Source organism: Alistipes montrealensis, assembly GCF_018362775.1.
Taxonomy (GTDB): Bacteria; Bacteroidota; Bacteroidia; order Bacteroidales; family Rikenellaceae; genus Alistipes; species Alistipes montrealensis.
Genome location: NZ_JAGYXY010000002.1, coordinates 582,135 through 596,521, shown reverse-complemented (window position 1 = coordinate 596,521; position 14,387 = coordinate 582,135). Strand labels below are relative to the sequence as shown.

At 62.4% G+C, this 14,387-nt stretch carries 9 protein-coding genes; 3 read left to right on the top strand and 6 right to left on the bottom strand.

Annotated elements, in window-relative coordinates; genetic code table 11:
* Nucleotides 1-46 precede the first annotated feature (46 nt).
* On the top strand, nucleotides 47-1,006 hold the full coding sequence (locus KG007_RS05575; protein WP_213347639.1) for a UDP-glucuronic acid decarboxylase family protein: 960 nt from the start codon (nucleotides 47-49) through the stop codon (nucleotides 1,004-1,006).
* A 94-nt stretch (nucleotides 1,007-1,100) separates the two neighbouring features.
* Here the strand turns inward: KG007_RS05575 and KG007_RS05570 are convergent, their stop codons facing one another.
* Entirely contained in the window at nucleotides 1,101-2,498 is a 1,398-nt protein-coding gene (locus KG007_RS05570; RefSeq protein ID WP_195458957.1) for a Gfo/Idh/MocA family protein, read from the bottom strand.
* Nucleotides 2,499-2,594: 96 nt separating this feature from the next.
* On the opposite strand from KG007_RS05570, the gene lnt reads away from it, so the two are divergent.
* Together lnt and KG007_RS05560 are read left to right on the top strand one after the other, a co-directional pair.
* Nucleotides 2,595-4,175 (top strand): apolipoprotein N-acyltransferase, encoded by a 1,581-nt coding sequence (gene lnt, locus KG007_RS05565; protein ID WP_213347638.1) that lies wholly within the window; start codon nucleotides 2,595-2,597, stop codon nucleotides 4,173-4,175.
* Between the two features lie 13 nt (nucleotides 4,176-4,188).
* Nucleotides 4,189-5,478 (top strand): bifunctional folylpolyglutamate synthase/dihydrofolate synthase, encoded by a 1,290-nt coding sequence (locus tag KG007_RS05560; RefSeq protein WP_195458961.1) that lies wholly within the window; start codon nucleotides 4,189-4,191, stop codon nucleotides 5,476-5,478.
* A 50-nt stretch (nucleotides 5,479-5,528) separates the two neighbouring features.
* On the opposite strand, the gene KG007_RS05555 is transcribed toward KG007_RS05560, so the two are convergent.
* The 5 genes from KG007_RS05555 to KG007_RS05535 are packed head-to-tail and all read right to left on the bottom strand — an operon-like array spanning nucleotide 5,529 to nucleotide 14,386.
* On the bottom strand, nucleotides 5,529-7,121 hold the full coding sequence (locus KG007_RS05555) for a hypothetical protein (RefSeq protein WP_213347637.1): 1,593 nt from the start codon (nucleotides 7,119-7,121) through the stop codon (nucleotides 5,529-5,531).
* A 12-nt stretch (nucleotides 7,122-7,133) separates the two neighbouring features.
* The gene (locus KG007_RS05550; RefSeq protein ID WP_213347636.1) at nucleotides 7,134-7,934 is read right to left on the bottom strand and encodes a S1/P1 nuclease; all 801 of its coding nucleotides are present in this window, start codon (nucleotides 7,932-7,934) and stop codon (nucleotides 7,134-7,136) included.
* Nucleotides 7,935-7,939: 5 nt separating this feature from the next.
* The gene (locus KG007_RS05545; RefSeq protein ID WP_213347635.1) at nucleotides 7,940-10,480 is read right to left on the bottom strand and encodes a sugar phosphate isomerase/epimerase family protein; all 2,541 of its coding nucleotides are present in this window, start codon (nucleotides 10,478-10,480) and stop codon (nucleotides 7,940-7,942) included.
* Nucleotides 10,481-10,484: 4 nt separating this feature from the next.
* Nucleotides 10,485-12,734, bottom strand: a complete 2,250-nt coding sequence (locus KG007_RS05540) for a BACON domain-containing protein (RefSeq protein WP_213347634.1) — start codon at nucleotides 12,732-12,734, stop codon at nucleotides 10,485-10,487.
* A 20-nt stretch (nucleotides 12,735-12,754) separates the two neighbouring features.
* Nucleotides 12,755-14,386 carry a hypothetical protein gene (locus tag KG007_RS05535; RefSeq protein WP_213347633.1) on the bottom strand — a complete coding sequence of 544 codons (1,632 nt, stop codon included), beginning with the start codon at nucleotides 14,384-14,386 and terminating at the stop codon, nucleotides 12,755-12,757.
* Nucleotide 14,387: the final 1 nt, after the last annotated feature.

The window sequence follows — 14,387 nt, the reverse complement described above, 5'->3', positions numbered from 1 at the left end:
AATAATTCTATCTTTGCTCATTAGAATCAAACGTCTCAATTTGAGAATGAAACGAATATTAATTTCAGGCGGCGCCGGGTTTATCGGGTCCCATTTGTGTGAAAGACTACTTGCGGAAGGTAACGATATTATCTGTATCGACAACTATTTCACCGGGCACAAAAGTAATATCCGGCATTTGCTGTCGAACCCGAATTTCGAGGTTATCCGCCACGACATCGTCTATCCCTACATGGCCGAAGTCGAGGAGATCTACAACCTCGCCTGCCCCGCCTCGCCCATCTACTACCAGCACGACCCGATCAAAACCACCCAGACATCGGTCATCGGCGCGATCAACATGCTCGGCATGGCCAAATACAACCGGGCCAAAATCCTCCAGGCTTCGACCTCGGAAGTTTACGGCGACCCGCTGATCCATCCCCAGCGGGAGGATTACTGGGGGCACGTCAATCCGCTGGGCATCCGCTCGTGCTACGACGAGGGCAAACGCTGCGCCGAATCGCTCTTCATGAGCTACTACCGCGAACACGGCATCCCTGTAAAGATCATCCGCATATTCAACACCTACGGCCCGAAAATGGACATCAACGACGGGCGCGTGGTGTCGAATTTCATCGTCCAGGCGCTGCGGGGCGATAAAATCACGATCTACGGCGACGGCGAACAGACCCGTTCGTTCCAATACATCGACGACATGATCGAAGGCATGACCCGCATGATGAACATCACGCCCGACGACTTCACCGGCCCGGTAAACATCGGCAACCCGCACGAATTCACCATCGCCGAACTGGCCCGCGAGGTGATCGACCTGACCGGTTCGAACTCGAAGATCGTCCACCTGCCCCTGCCGGCCGACGACCCCCAGCAGCGGCAGCCCGACATCTCGCTCGCCCGCAACATGCTCGACGGCTGGGAACCGAAAATCCAGTTGCGCGACGGTCTGCTTAAGACGATTGCCTACTTCGAGGAGGTATTGTCGCGGGGGGGGGTTCGGCGCTGAGGCTGAAACGGTACGTACAAAAACGCGGCCACAACCTGTAAATCAAAAAGGCGGAATCTTGCGGATTCCGCCTTTTTCGTACAACGATTCCGGCCTAGTCGACCAGCATCGCGTGACGGTAGCCGTCGGTCTTGTCCCAGTCGCCGCGCGTGAAGTCGGGAACGGCCACCGGAGCGCTGTTGTTTTCGAGCGACATCGCCGTAAGGGCTCCGATGCACGACCATTCGGCCGCATCATACACATCCTGGTCCAGCGGCAGACCGTGCTGCAGGCAGTAGACCAGGCGGTAATCCATGATGAAGTCCATGCCGCCGTGGCCGCCGACCTCCTTGGCCTTCTCCTCGATCTGCATGACGATCGGGTCCTTGTAACGCTCCATCAGCGCCCCGCGCACCTCCTTCGACACAAAACGGTGGGCGTTCAGGTTCTCGTGGTCGGGCACTCCCGAATCCGAAAGCTGCTCGGGATTGAAGGCATAGCCCTGCATGGGGTACTTGTTGGCGAAGCCCTTCGTACCGGTCACCTGGTACATGCGGCTGTAAGGACGGGGCGTATAGACGTTATGCTCCAGCAGGATCGTGCGGCCCTTCTCGGTCTTGATCATCGTCAGCGTCTGGTCGGCGTTGGCGAACTCCGTGGCGCCGAGTTTCTCTTCGGCGAGCTTCAGGCCGTTGACCGACTTGGTATCCATCGACACCAGGTAGTTCATCTTGTCGCCGCGGTGAATGTCCAGCACCTGGCAGGCAGGGCCGAGGCCGTGCGTAGCGTAAACGTCGCCGCGGTGTTTCTGGTTGAATTTCAGGCGCCAGCTATCCTGGTAATAATCCCAGAAGGCGTCGAGGTCGTGGATGTACGACCCTTCGACATGGAGAATGTCGCCGAACAGCCCCTGCCGGGCCATGTTGAGCGTCGTCAGTTCGAAGAAATCGTAAACGCAGTTCTCGAGCATCATGCAGTGGCGCTGCGTCTTCTCGGCAGTGTTCACCAACTGCCAGCACTCTTCGAGCGACGTGGCGGCGGGAACCTCTACGGCGACATGCTTGCCCTGTTCCATGGCGTAAACAGCCATCGGAACGTGCTGCAACCACGGGGTTACGATGTAAACCAGGTCGATGTCATCGCGCTCGCAAAGCTGTTTCCAGCCCTCCTCGCCGCTGTACGAAGCCGCTTCGGGGAATCCGCGGCGCACGAGGATCGCCTGCGCGCTGTCCACCCGTTCGGGATAGAGGTCGCAGAGGGCTTTGATTTCGACCCCGTCGAGGTGTGTGAACCGTTCCACGGCCCCGGGGCCGCGCATGCCCAGCCCGATGAAGCCCACGCGAACGACATCCATCGGTGCGGTTTTGAGCCCCAGCACCGATTTCTGACCCGGTTCACGCGCGGGAGTATCGAAAACGATCACGCCGTCGACGGTCTTCCAGCCTTTCGATTCGCAACCGGAAAACAGGAGAATGCCCATAAGGGCAGTCAATAAAACAAGGAATTTCTTCATTAGTATAGCAGATTGGTTGGTTTCGTTACAAAAGTATGAAATATTTTGAAATATGCGCTCATTTGACTACTTTTGCCGTCGTAAAAATCTCATTTCATGTTTCGTAGACTCGCGGCGGTAATCCTATCGGCCATCCTGCTTTCGCCGGGATGGCTCAGCATGACGGGCTTGACGCTCCTTGTCGGGTTCGTTCCGCTGCTGTGGATCAGCGCGTCGTACGACGATACGCGCCGCTCGTGGTGGCACATGTTCGGCTGGGCGACGCTCGCGTTCGTGCTGTGGAACCTGATGACGATCTGGTGGATCTGGTTTGCGACGCCCGTAGGGCCTGCGGCCGCCACACTCGCCTCGACGACGATGAACATGATCGCCTTCATGCTCTTCCACACCGTTTCGAAAAAAGCTCCGAAAGCGCTGGCCTACGTCACGCTCGTCACGGCTTGGATCGCCACGGAATACTGGTACACCGTCGGGGATTTCTCGTGGCCGTGGCTCGTGCTGGGCAACGGATTTTCACACGAAGTCTGGGCCGTGCAATGGTACGAATATACGGGCGTCTTCGGCGGCACGCTGTGGGTGCTGCTCGCCAATATCCTGATTTTCGAGGCTCTCCGGGCGCGCTCCGCACGGCGGTGGATTGCAGCGGCCTGCGCCGTCGCGCTGCCCGCAGCCGTATCGCTGGCCATCTGGGGAAGCTGGAAACAGCCCGACGAAGGATCGGTCGCGGTGAGCATCATCCAGCCCAACGTCGACTGCTACGACAAATTCCACGGCGACACCGAGCGGCAGGAGCGCAATATCATCGACCTTCTGGCAGAGGTTCCTGCCGGCGCACAGTTCATCCTGCTGCCCGAAACCTCCGTCCCGGGCCACTACCTGGAACCCGAACTGAGCGATTTCTACTCGGCAGGCGAACCGGGCGCTTTCTGGCAGGAACTGACCGACACGCTCCGCAGCAGCCATCCCGGCGCGCTGCTTATCGCCGGGGCCAACACCATCCGCCGCTACCCGGCCGGGGCACAGACCGAAACGGCCCGCCAGGACCGCTTCGGGAATTACTACGACATTTTCAACACGAGCGTGGGCCTCGATTCCGCAGGCGGCACGCAAATCTACCACAAAGGGCGGTTGGTGATCGGCGTCGAAAACACCCCGACGTGGGTCTTCGACGTACTGAAATTCCTTGTGATCGACCTCGGCGGGACGCTGGGGCAGATCGGCAAAGGGCCGCACGGAAAGGCGTTCGAACACAACGGCGTAAAGACCGGCCCGGCAATCTGCTACGAAGGGCTTTACGGCGATTTTTACGGCGGTTTCGTCCGCCGGGGCGCCCAGTTCATGGCCATCATATCGAACGACGGATGGTGGGGCGACACGCCGGGCTACAAACACCTGTTCACCATCTCGCGCCTCAGGGCCATCGAACACCGCCGCGCCGTCGCCCGCTCGGCCAACACGGGGCGTTCGGGCTTCATTTCCGCCCGCGGCGACGTGGGCGAAACGCTCGGCTGGGAGCAGCGCGGCGTGATCACGGCGCAGGTCCCGCTCAACGCCCGGCTCACGTTCTACACCCGTTACGGCGACTACCTGGCCCGTATTTCGGAATATGTCCTGCTGCTGTGCGTACTTTACTTCGTCGCCTACCGTTACAAACGCAGGAACCACCTCGTCAAATAAATCCCTTGCTGATATGAATTACACCCAGACACTCGAATTCCTCTTTCAGTCGCTACCCGTCTTCGAAACCCAGGGCGCGACGGCTTACAAACCGGGATTGGAGCGCATCACCGCATTCTGCCGCCACATCGGCAACCCCCAGCGCAACTTTTTCACGATCCACGTCGCCGGGACCAACGGAAAAGGTTCCGTGGCGCACATCATCGCTTCGGTGCTGGAGCAGGCCGGATACCGCACGGGACTGTTCACCTCGCCCCACCTGCAGGATTTCCGCGAGCGCATCCGCGTCGACGGCGAGATGATCCCCAAGCAGAAGGTGGTAAACTTCGTGGACAAGCACCACGACAAGATGATCGAACTGGAACTGTCGTTCTTCGAAATGACCGCCGCGATGGCCTTCGACTACTTCGCGCAGAGCGATGTCGAGGTCGCCGTGATCGAAACGGGCCTCGGGGGACGGCTCGACGCCACGAACATCATCGTCCCGATCCTGAGCATCATCACCAATATCGGATTGGAGCACACCTCCCTGCTGGGTGACACGCTGCCGAAGATCGCAACCGAAAAGGCCGGGATCATCAAAAAGAGCATCCCGGTAATCATCGGCGAGGCCGACGCCCGCTACAACGGGGTTTTCGAACAGGTCGCCGCCAACAACAAATCGCGGGTGATCTACGCCGAGCAGGAATTTTCGTGCGAGGAGCACCACACCGAGTGCGGCTGCCAACGCTTCCGCCTGCGCCGCACGCGCGACGAACGGACCTTCGACGTGTCGCTCGACCTGCAGGGCAGCTACCAGAGCCGCAACATCGTGACCGCTTCGGCGGCGATCGACTACCTGCACGAGGAGACGCCGCTCACCATCTCGCGCCGCGCCTTCCTCGAAGGCATGCGCTGCGCTGCCGCCAACACGGCCCTGCAAGGCCGCTGGCAGACGCTCGGCGAAGCGCCGCTGACGGTCTGCGACACGGGCCACAACGCCCACGGCATCGCCTATGTCGCCGATCAGTTGAAGGCCACGCCCCACAAGGAACTCTACTGCGTGATCGGCTTCGTACGCGACAAAGACCTGGCGCACATCCTGCCCCTGCTGCCGCGCGACGCCCACTACATCTTCACGCAGGCCCACTCCGAACGCGCCCTCCCGGCCGCCGAACTGACCGCGAAAGCCGCAATTTACGGGCTTCACGGCGAAGCGGTGGAGGAAGTGACGGCCGCCGTAGCCCGCGCCAGGGAACTGGCCGCACCCGAAGACATGATCTTCATCGGCGGCAGCACCTATGTGGTAGCCGAAGCGCTGTAAACGGCCCCGATAAATAAAAAAGCCCGCTGCCGGAACAGCGGGCTTTTTCGTCATTCGAGCACCCGGACGGCCACCCGGCCCAGCCGCAGCACGAAGGGCTGGCGAAAATCGGCCGTGACGACCCCGCCGGCCGAATCGTCGGCCGGATTCTCGGGAATCGTAGCCATGACCGCCGAGGCAGGCACGAGGCGTACGGTGAGTTTCTTATGCCCGAGCAGCGAGGCCGGGAGCGGCACGCTGTACTCGGTGAATCCCGGCGCGGCGTCGTACGAGAGGCGGCGCAGGCCGAGGTCCTTGATCGTGGCGTCGTTGTAAACGATCGGACGCAGCACGAAGACGCGCCCCGCATCGATGAACGGCAGTCCGTCGGCCGAATACTCGACCTTCCACTCCACGGGGAAACCCCACGAACGGTTGATGTCGTGGTTGCCTGCGAGGAACGAGAAGTCGAACGAGAGGCCGCGCCCCTTCACCCCTTCGGTCGAAGTCTCCACGACAATGGCTTCCGCGCCGCTCATGCGGCCCCGGTTGTCGAATTGATACCAGTCGTGGGTATCGGAATCGAGCCGCAGGGCGGCGTTGACGCGCATGGCCTTGCCGTCGTTGTCCTGCGCATAGCGCGTGTCGTACTCCGTGTCGAGCCGCATCCGGGCCCCGGAAGTCGTCGAAAGGAATCCCTCGCCCGCGTCAGCCAGCACACGGTCGCCCGCAACGCCCTCCTTCGGGGCCCGGGGCGTGTAACCCTTCTTCTCGAAACGGATGGCAGCGTCGTAGTTACGGTCCCAGTTCCACTCGGCGACAGCGGTGTAGGACGAAGCCGTATCGCGCGGAATGGCGATGTCGCGCTCGTCGAGCGGACGGATCGCATAACGCCCCATGTCGCCGCCGTAACGCCGCATCGGGGTGTGTACCACAATGCCCGAAACAGGTCCTACGCCGTGCGGAACGCCGCGGCCGTCGCGCCGCCAGGTACATTTGGTATTCACGAGCATGTAAATCGAACCGTTGTCGGCATCCTTAAGCAGCGCGGCCCACCCGTCGGTGCGCCGCGAAGGCTGGTCGAAGGCGTTGAGCCGCGAACGCTGGACACACGATTCGAAAACATTCGTATAACAGCCCTGTTTGCTCAGGAACTCGGTCGCGGTAAGCGTCACATAGGTGTAAACGTCTTCGTCTTTCAGGTCGGCGATACGCTTCTCTTTCTTCGGCAGCGCAACGCCGCGTTCGAGCACCGCGACGTTCTCGGCGCGAAGGCCGTCGACCGTGTAGCGTTCGGGATCGGCGTCCCCGGTCAGCGAACAACCGCCCAGGTCGAGCCGTACGCGGTCGCCCCGTTCGAGGCGGTTTTCGTAGATACCCGCAAAACGCAGCCGGAAGCCGTAACGGCCGTCGGGGCTTTCGACATAGGCCGTGCGGAGGTTCTCGCCGAGGTCCACCTTATCGTAAGAGATGTTGGGGTTCAGTTCCATGTTCGGCGAGCGGTAGTCGCTGACCACGAGGGCTTCGATCTGTACGCCGGGAGCCAGCCGCACGGTGCGGCCCGCAGCCTGCGCGCGCAGCGCCTCGAAACTCTCGGCCCGCACGCCCGCCGTCGCCGCGAGGCACAGCACCACGGCTGCCCCCGTTCGGATCATATGTTTCATAGTCGGTAGATTTTAGTTGTCGAACAAATCGTTGAGTACGCGCGCCAGCCGGTAGGCTCCGCGCAGGGCCTGGTCGACGGGCAGGACGCCGTGCTTCTCAAGGAACCCTTCGTCGATGTTGTCGCCGGGTTTGGCCCAGTCGTAAATCACGCGGCAACTGCGGGCGCACTCCAGTGCCCAGTCCGTCGGCGTACCTTCACCCACGGCGCGCTGCTTCTCGGCGGGCCATTTGTCCAGTTCCCGGCGATAATCCTCCTCGGTCCAATCGGGATACTGGCGCGACACGGAACCGTCCCAGACCCAGTGGTAGGTAACCTCTTTCCCTTTGTATTTCAGGTGGAAGAAGTCGTAGTGCCGCGGAGCGTCCATGCCGCCCGGAAGGTCGGCGAAATAGATATGTGCCGGGCAATGCATCTCCCCGACGAGGTGGATGACGTATTTGAGGTTGACGTTGACCGTCGAATCGGATAATTCACGGTAGTTGCGCAGACGCTCGATGGCACGCGTAAGCTGGCGCACGGCGTCACCGTCGCCGTTCGGACGCAGGGGTTCGGGCGGCACGCTGCCGTCGGCATCGATGGTGACCATGTGCCAGTAGGTCGTTATTTCGTAACCGGGGGCCGTACGGTAACGGTCCATCCAGGTCGAATACTCGACGATCGACTGGTCGAGATAGCGGTCGAGCACCTGCCGGGTGCGGGGCGTGAGGTGCGCCTCGGCGATATAGGCGATCAGGCGGTGTTCACGGCCGCCCCACGCGAAGGCCGCCGTGCCCGCACAGAGCATCAGCAGCAGACAAATCAGTTTTTTCATGGCGTTCATTTTCGGTTGCCGTACCCCCGGAAGGCGGGGTACATATAAGTGTCGTAATTATGGGCAATGGTCCACGGGGCCGAAACATTGTCATAACGCTCTTCCCCCGCGACCGCGCCGAACGAGCGGGTGGAAATCTCGTAGGTGAAGGGACCCCGGTAACGGCATTCGGCGAGCAGCACCCGGTAGAATTCGCCCCAAAGCCCCGCTTTGCCGATGGCGTCGGAATAACCCAGCCGCCCGGCGTAGCCCGGCATCAGGTGGTCGTCGTTGATCCGCCCGGTCCAGCCGCGGTTGCCGTGGACGTGCAGTTGACCGATGCGCGCGCCGGCGGTCCGGAGCCAGTCGAGGACCGTCTTTCCGGGCTGTTCGCGCGTAAGGTAGAGGTTGGCGTGGCCCGTATCGAAAGCGATGCGGACTTCGTGACGGTGGCTGCCCATCGCATTGGCCTCGTCGACGGCAGCAGCGAGCACCGCGGCATCGGCGCCCACGCCGTAGGACATGTTCTCGACGCAGACGTGCGCCCCGATCTCGTCGGCGACCGTCTGCAACTCGTGCAGCGACAGGGCGAGGCTCGCGGCCGAACTGCCGTCGCCGAAGGCGAGGGTCTGGTTGCAGTGAACCAGCACGTTTTTCGGACCGAGGGGCGCAACGGCGCGGATCGCCTTCGTGAAGAAGGCCACCGAGGCGGTGCGGTCGGCTCCCGCGGCACAGAGGTCGCGGTTGCGGACAGCGGTCGTCGACCCGTAAGGCAGGTGTATACACCACACTTTGCAGCCGTTGGCGGCGAGTTGTTTTTGGGCGAACGCGATGTCCTGCGCCCAGACCGATTCGTCGGACGAAAGGCTGGGACAGATCCACGTCATGCCATAGCCCGGCGTAGTGGTGTAAGTCGTCTCGTTGGCCATCGACAGCACGGCGCTCGGCCGCAGGCGCAGGCGCGAAACATCCTCGCCCGCAACGCCCCGTTGGGTCGTAGGTTCGACCGTGACGTAATCGCCCGAATGGGCGTAGCGGGCCGTGCGGTGAACCTCCACGTCGTCGATCCAGAAGCAGTTCGCGGCGTTGCGGATCACCGTGGGCATAAAGCGGAACGCACTTCCGCCGGCCACGGCCCCGAACGACATCCGCACCTCGTGCCACACCCCGTGCGCCAACTTGGCCGTGCGCAGCACGACGGCCGTGCGGGTAACTCCCTGCACCGACTGCGAGATGTCCGTCCCGGTCGTAACATCGGTATCGACCGGCTCGCCGTCGATCGTACATCCCAACAACACGCCCGACTCGGCCAGGCAGGCCACATCGCTGGCCATGCCGCGTTCGAGACAGATCCGGAACGAGAGTTCGGCATAACACGACTCATCGGCATTGGTCATCGGAGGCGTTACGAGAATACCCCGGTTGCCGTAGTTACCGACATCGCCGCCGCACAGGCTGCCCCGGTATTCCGAGGCATAGAAGAGGCGCTGCCAGTCGTAGAGGCCGCGGTTGCGCAGGTAGTCGCGGCGCACGGCGAGCGTCGAACTCGCGGCGGGCGCGGAGTTGTAGTCCGAAGTCTCGAAAAGCACGCTCCCGGGCGTTCCGCCCCCCTTGGCGACGTAGGCCGCCTCGGTTCCGGCCGACGTGGCGGGCGACGGCACGGAACTGCCGGCCCCGACCCCGTAACCGCTCTTTTCGCCGACATAGTCGCACCCCCAGACACAGTTGTCGAAATGCTCGGCGAAGAGCAGGCCGGCATCGGGGGCGTAGTCCAGCGGCGCGAGGTTTTTCACCCCGCCCGCCGTGACGGCGCACGGACCGGGAATGTCGTAGGTCGCGGAGCGATGGCCGCAGTCGGTGACGCGGATGCGAAGGCCCGAAGCGTAATTGCCTTCGGGGACCGCCACGCAGAACTCCTTTCCAGAGGCTGCAAGGGAAACCCCATCGCCCGTTCCGGCACAGTCGAGCACCACCCACGGAAGGTTGCCGGGATCGCTGTCCTGCGTGAGTTTCAGCACGGCCGGATCGAACGGAAACAGGCCCGAAACAGTTCCGGCAGCCTTATCCTCGACACGAACCGAAGCGATACGCGCATCGCCTGCAAGCACAATACGCACGACGCCGCACAGCGGCGAAAGCGTCACCTCGCCCACACCGTCGGCAGTCCGCACCGTGCCGTACATCGGGCACGCAGCGGCCTGCAAACTCCCGCCCGAAGCCGGGAATTGCGCAGGAGGCAATATGAAAGCCCGCTTCACGCGGCTGTACGCATCGGCCGGGAAATAAACCGTATAAAGGCCGTCGGGCGAGGCGTCTGTGCCCACGACCGGCACGCCGCCGGCATCGAAGCCCACCGTGCAGGCCACGCCGTTGACCAGTGCGCGCTCCTCCCCCGTCCAGTCCCAGCGCAGGCCCGACTCCCCGGAAGGGACTCTCAGCCGCAGGGTCACCTCGCCGCCCACGGGCGGGCGGGGTTCTTCCCCGCCGCCTGTCCCGTCCTTGCCGCAGCCCCCGAGGAGCAGCGGCAGGACGAGCAGCAGGCATATCGAATGACAAACGCTACGCATGGCGCTATCGGTAGCGCAGGGTGATGACACCCCACCGCAACTGGTTGTCGTAGGTCGTGGCGGCGCTGATCTCGGCGGTTTCCGTATCGCCGTTCCAGACCAGCGGCAGCACGGTCATCACCTTGTCGTAGGGCCGGATGCGGACCATCACCTTCTCTTTGCCGAAGACCTCCGCCGGGAGGCGGAAGAGGTGGTCGGTCAGCCCGAGGCCCGCCGACGAGCATGTGTTGTAGCGGTTTCCGGCCAGCGAAGCGTCCCACCACGGCAGCGAGCGCATATGCACGTAATCGGCCCCCGTAGCCGTGCCCGGACAAAGGGTGTAATGCTGTCCTCCGTCGACGGAATACTCCACGCACCAGTGCGCCGGATAGGTTTTCGAGGTGTTGGCCGAAATCGTTCCCGCAGCGAACGAGAACCCGAGGAGCATGTGCGAACCGCTGACCGAAGCGGTCGAAAACTCCAGCCGCAGGCCGTTGTAACCCACGACCTCGTTTCCTTCCCACTGATACCAGCCCTTCACGCCGGCTTTGACGAAATAGGCCTTGCAGGTCGTCGAGGTTCCGAGCGAACCCACCTCCGGATTGTTGTAATTGCCTGTACTTCCGATGGGCCAGGCTTCAGAGGTCGTGGTTTCGACCCCGTTTTCACAGAACAGTTCGGCGTTCGGCGTGGTCTTGTCCGCCGAAATATCGTCCGACGGCGTGATCGACTGCAACCGGTTGTAAGCGTAGCGGCTGTTGAACCCGGCATAGGTTCCGAACGAGTATTTGTGGGGATTGCCGTCCCACTCGGCAAATTCCGTGTAGGCCGACTGCCCGGCCCACTCCATGTCGAAGCCCTCTTCGCCGAGCACGCGAATCTGGTAACGGCCCACATTGCCGTAACGCGGCAGCTCATTATGGACCACGATGCCGTGGGTCGAACCCACGCCCTGCGGAACGCCCTGCCCCGAACGGCGCCAGAGGCAAAGCATGTTGACCGGGGCGTAGATCGAATTCCCCGCATCGTCCATCAGCAGCGACGCCCAGCCGTCCATGCGGTTGTTGTTGCCCGTCTGCGAAGCGTTGACTTCGGACAGAAGGCTGTAATTCTCGTAAACGTTGGCGTAACTGCCCTCTTTGAACAGAAACTCGGTATTCTGCAACGAGACATAGGTGTAAACATCCTCGTCGCTCAGTTCCGAAATCCGGCGCACCTTGGCGGGGACAGTCTCCCCGGCGGCGCTTTCGACCATGTTTTCACCGACCAGGCTGCTGATCGTATAGCGTTCGGGGTTCTCCTCGCGCGTCAGGACCGTGCCGTTGAGCGAGAGCGAAAGACGCGTCCCGCGGACCAGCACGTTGTCTTCCGGCGTATCGAAGCGCAGGCGGAAGCCGTAACGGCCGTCGGGACTCTCGATATAGGCCGTGCAGTCGTTGACCGTCACGTCGACCTTGTCGTACGACACGCTGGGATTGACTTCCATGTTCTTGCTGTGGAAATCGCTGATGACGATGCCTTCGATCAGGATATCCTCGTCGACGGCCGTACCTTCCCCGGTCGCCAGCGCCCGTACTTCGGCGAACGAGACCTCGCGGCCGAATTCGTCGTCCTTGTCGGCCTGCGTGATGTAGAGATTGGCCGAGAAGGTCTCCTCCCAGCCGTCGACGTAACTCAGGTTGACGACCGCCTTGCAGACATCGTCGCCCGGGTTGGGCTTCGTATCGACGACCAGCATGCCTTGTTCAGGCTGCACGCTGCTGATCCACCCCTCGGTTTTACCGACGTAGGAGGTTTTGACGGCGAAGTCGCCGAGCGGAATGTTGGTGTCGATCTCGAACTGGGTGAAGGTCTCGACGCTGCCGCGGATAGCCTTGTAGGGAGCCGGACATTCGAGCGACGGGACCACGCCGTACTGTTTGACACAGACCGTATCGACCCGTGCGCCGCCGTCGAGCACGAAGCGCAGTTTGGCCATGCGGCGGAACGAGGGATTCTCCGTAAAGGTGACCGAGACTTTCCGGTCGCCGTCGAACTCCACGGGATCGACAGCGGCCCAGTCGCCGGTGTCGTTGAGCGGCTCGACCCGGACGCGACCGTTGGAGTAAAGCTGTATTTCGGCGGTTCCGCCCGACGCCGGGACGAAAAGTTCGCGCTCGGCAGCCGTAAGTTCGCGCACGCGGATGGTTTCGGCGTCGTCGACCGAGCAGGCGGCGGCCGCGAGGGCCGCAAGGCCGCACGCCGCACTGTTACGTAATAGCTTGCTGTATTTCATATTCAGGTTCAGTTTTGGTGTTATTTGTAATCGACCGAGATCGTCCCGAAACGGATGACGGTCGTCTGCTTGCAGTTCTTGCGAACCACCGAGGTCGGGATCAGCACGTCGGCGGAGGGGTTGCCGCGAATCTGCGAGAGCAGGCCCGAGGCGGGCGAAAGGCGCACGACGACTTCATCGCGGCCCAACGCCGAAGGCGGCAGCCGGAAAACCCGCTGCTGAAGGCCCATACCGCAATCGTAGGGCGTGCGCAGGCGGTCGGCATGGCCCGACCCGTCGATCACCTTGTCCCACCAGGGCAGTGCGCGCAGCACGACGGTTTCCTGTCCCGTAGCGGCATCCTTCAAGGGTTGGAATTCACCGCCGTCGACCGAATATTCGGCTTTCCACTCCAGCGGAAAATTCCACGAGAAATTGCCGTCCTGATTACCCGCACCCCATTCGAAAGCGAGCTGCAACTCCGTGCCGCGGGCTTTTTTGGTCGGAAATGCAATGTAGAAGGCATTCGACCCGGCCATGCGGCCCATATTGTCCCATTTGTACCAATCGGGGGTCGGGGCCTTGAAGACGACCGCCCCGTTGCCGATCCATCCCCGGTTCTGTGTCCCGGTGGCATTGTAGTCGGCTTCGACGTGTACGAAAGCGCCGCAGTCGGTCCAGAGGTATCCGCGCGAAGCGCCGGCGTCGCTCAACACCCGGTCGCCCTTGCGGCCTTCGGTCCCGAGGTTCTGGTAGCCGAGCAGTTCGAATTCGAGCGAAGCGCCTGCCGAACCGTCGAGAACCCACCCCGTGAGGCGTTTCCACGGGGAGTTGCGTTTGCGGCTGACGGCGATGTCGCCCTCGTCGAGCGGGCGGATCGAATAGCGGCCCATATCGCCGCCGTAACGGCGCATCGGCGTATGGACCACGATGCCCGAAAGCGGCCCCGTGCCCTGCGGCAGGGGATTGCCCGTGCGCCGCCACGCACAGAGCGTATTGACGAGCATATAGATCGCGCCGCCTTCCGAGTCGCGCACGAGCGACGCCCAACCGTCCATGCGGTTGTTGATGTCGTACTTATAGTGGTGGAGCGCACCGCAGAACTGGGCGTAAGGTTCCCAGATGTTGGTATAGGAACCCTCCTTGAAGACAAATTCGGCGTCGCGCAGCGTCACGAAGGTATAGAGGTCGCCGTCCGTAAGCGTCGCGACGGTCCGCTCCTTCGCGGGAACGTCGGCGGGCGTGCCGGGTGTCACCGAGACGACGTTGAGCGCCTGCACGCCCGTCAGCGTCATGCAGTCGGGCGAAGCAGTGCGCGTGAGACGGCAGCCGGCGAGGTCGAGGCGTACGCGGTCGTAGCGAGCAAGGCGGTTTTCACTCGCCTCGTCGAAACGCAGGCGGACGCCGCAACTACCGTCTGCGGCCTGGACATAAGCCGTGCGGTCGTTCTCTTCCAGGTCGACGGAGTAGTAGTTCAGGTTGGGGTTCAACTCCATGTTGGGGCTGCGGTAGTCGCTGACAACGACGCCTTCGACCACCGCCGGTGCGGTCAGGAGGACCGATTTTCCCGGTTCGCACAGCGCGCGGAGCGCGTCGAACGGCCCGGCGGCCGCGGCCTGCCCCCACAGGGGGACAGCCGCGACGGCGAGCAGGTATTTCAACAGGTGTTTCATA

Bases quoted from the DNA above. Each gene is read 5' to 3' on its own strand.
- KG007_RS05575 (WP_213347639.1), top strand. From the start codon at position 47: ATGAAACGAATATTAATTTCAGGCGGCGCCGGGTTTATCGGGTCCCAT.
- KG007_RS05570 (WP_195458957.1), bottom strand. From the start codon at position 2,498: ATGAAGAAATTCCTTGTTTTATTGACTGCCCTTATGGGCATTCTCCTG.
- lnt (WP_213347638.1), top strand. From the start codon at position 2,595: ATGTTTCGTAGACTCGCGGCGGTAATCCTATCGGCCATCCTGCTTTCG.
- KG007_RS05560 (WP_195458961.1), top strand. From the start codon at position 4,189: ATGAATTACACCCAGACACTCGAATTCCTCTTTCAGTCGCTACCCGTC.
- KG007_RS05555 (WP_213347637.1), bottom strand. From the start codon at position 7,121: ATGAAACATATGATCCGAACGGGGGCAGCCGTGGTGCTGTGCCTCGCG.
- KG007_RS05550 (WP_213347636.1), bottom strand. From the start codon at position 7,934: ATGAAAAAACTGATTTGTCTGCTGCTGATGCTCTGTGCGGGCACGGCG.
- KG007_RS05545 (WP_213347635.1), bottom strand. From the start codon at position 10,480: ATGCGTAGCGTTTGTCATTCGATATGCCTGCTGCTCGTCCTGCCGCTG.
- KG007_RS05540 (WP_213347634.1), bottom strand. From the start codon at position 12,734: ATGAAATACAGCAAGCTATTACGTAACAGTGCGGCGTGCGGCCTTGCG.
- KG007_RS05535 (WP_213347633.1), bottom strand. From the start codon at position 14,386: ATGAAACACCTGTTGAAATACCTGCTCGCCGTCGCGGCTGTCCCCCTG.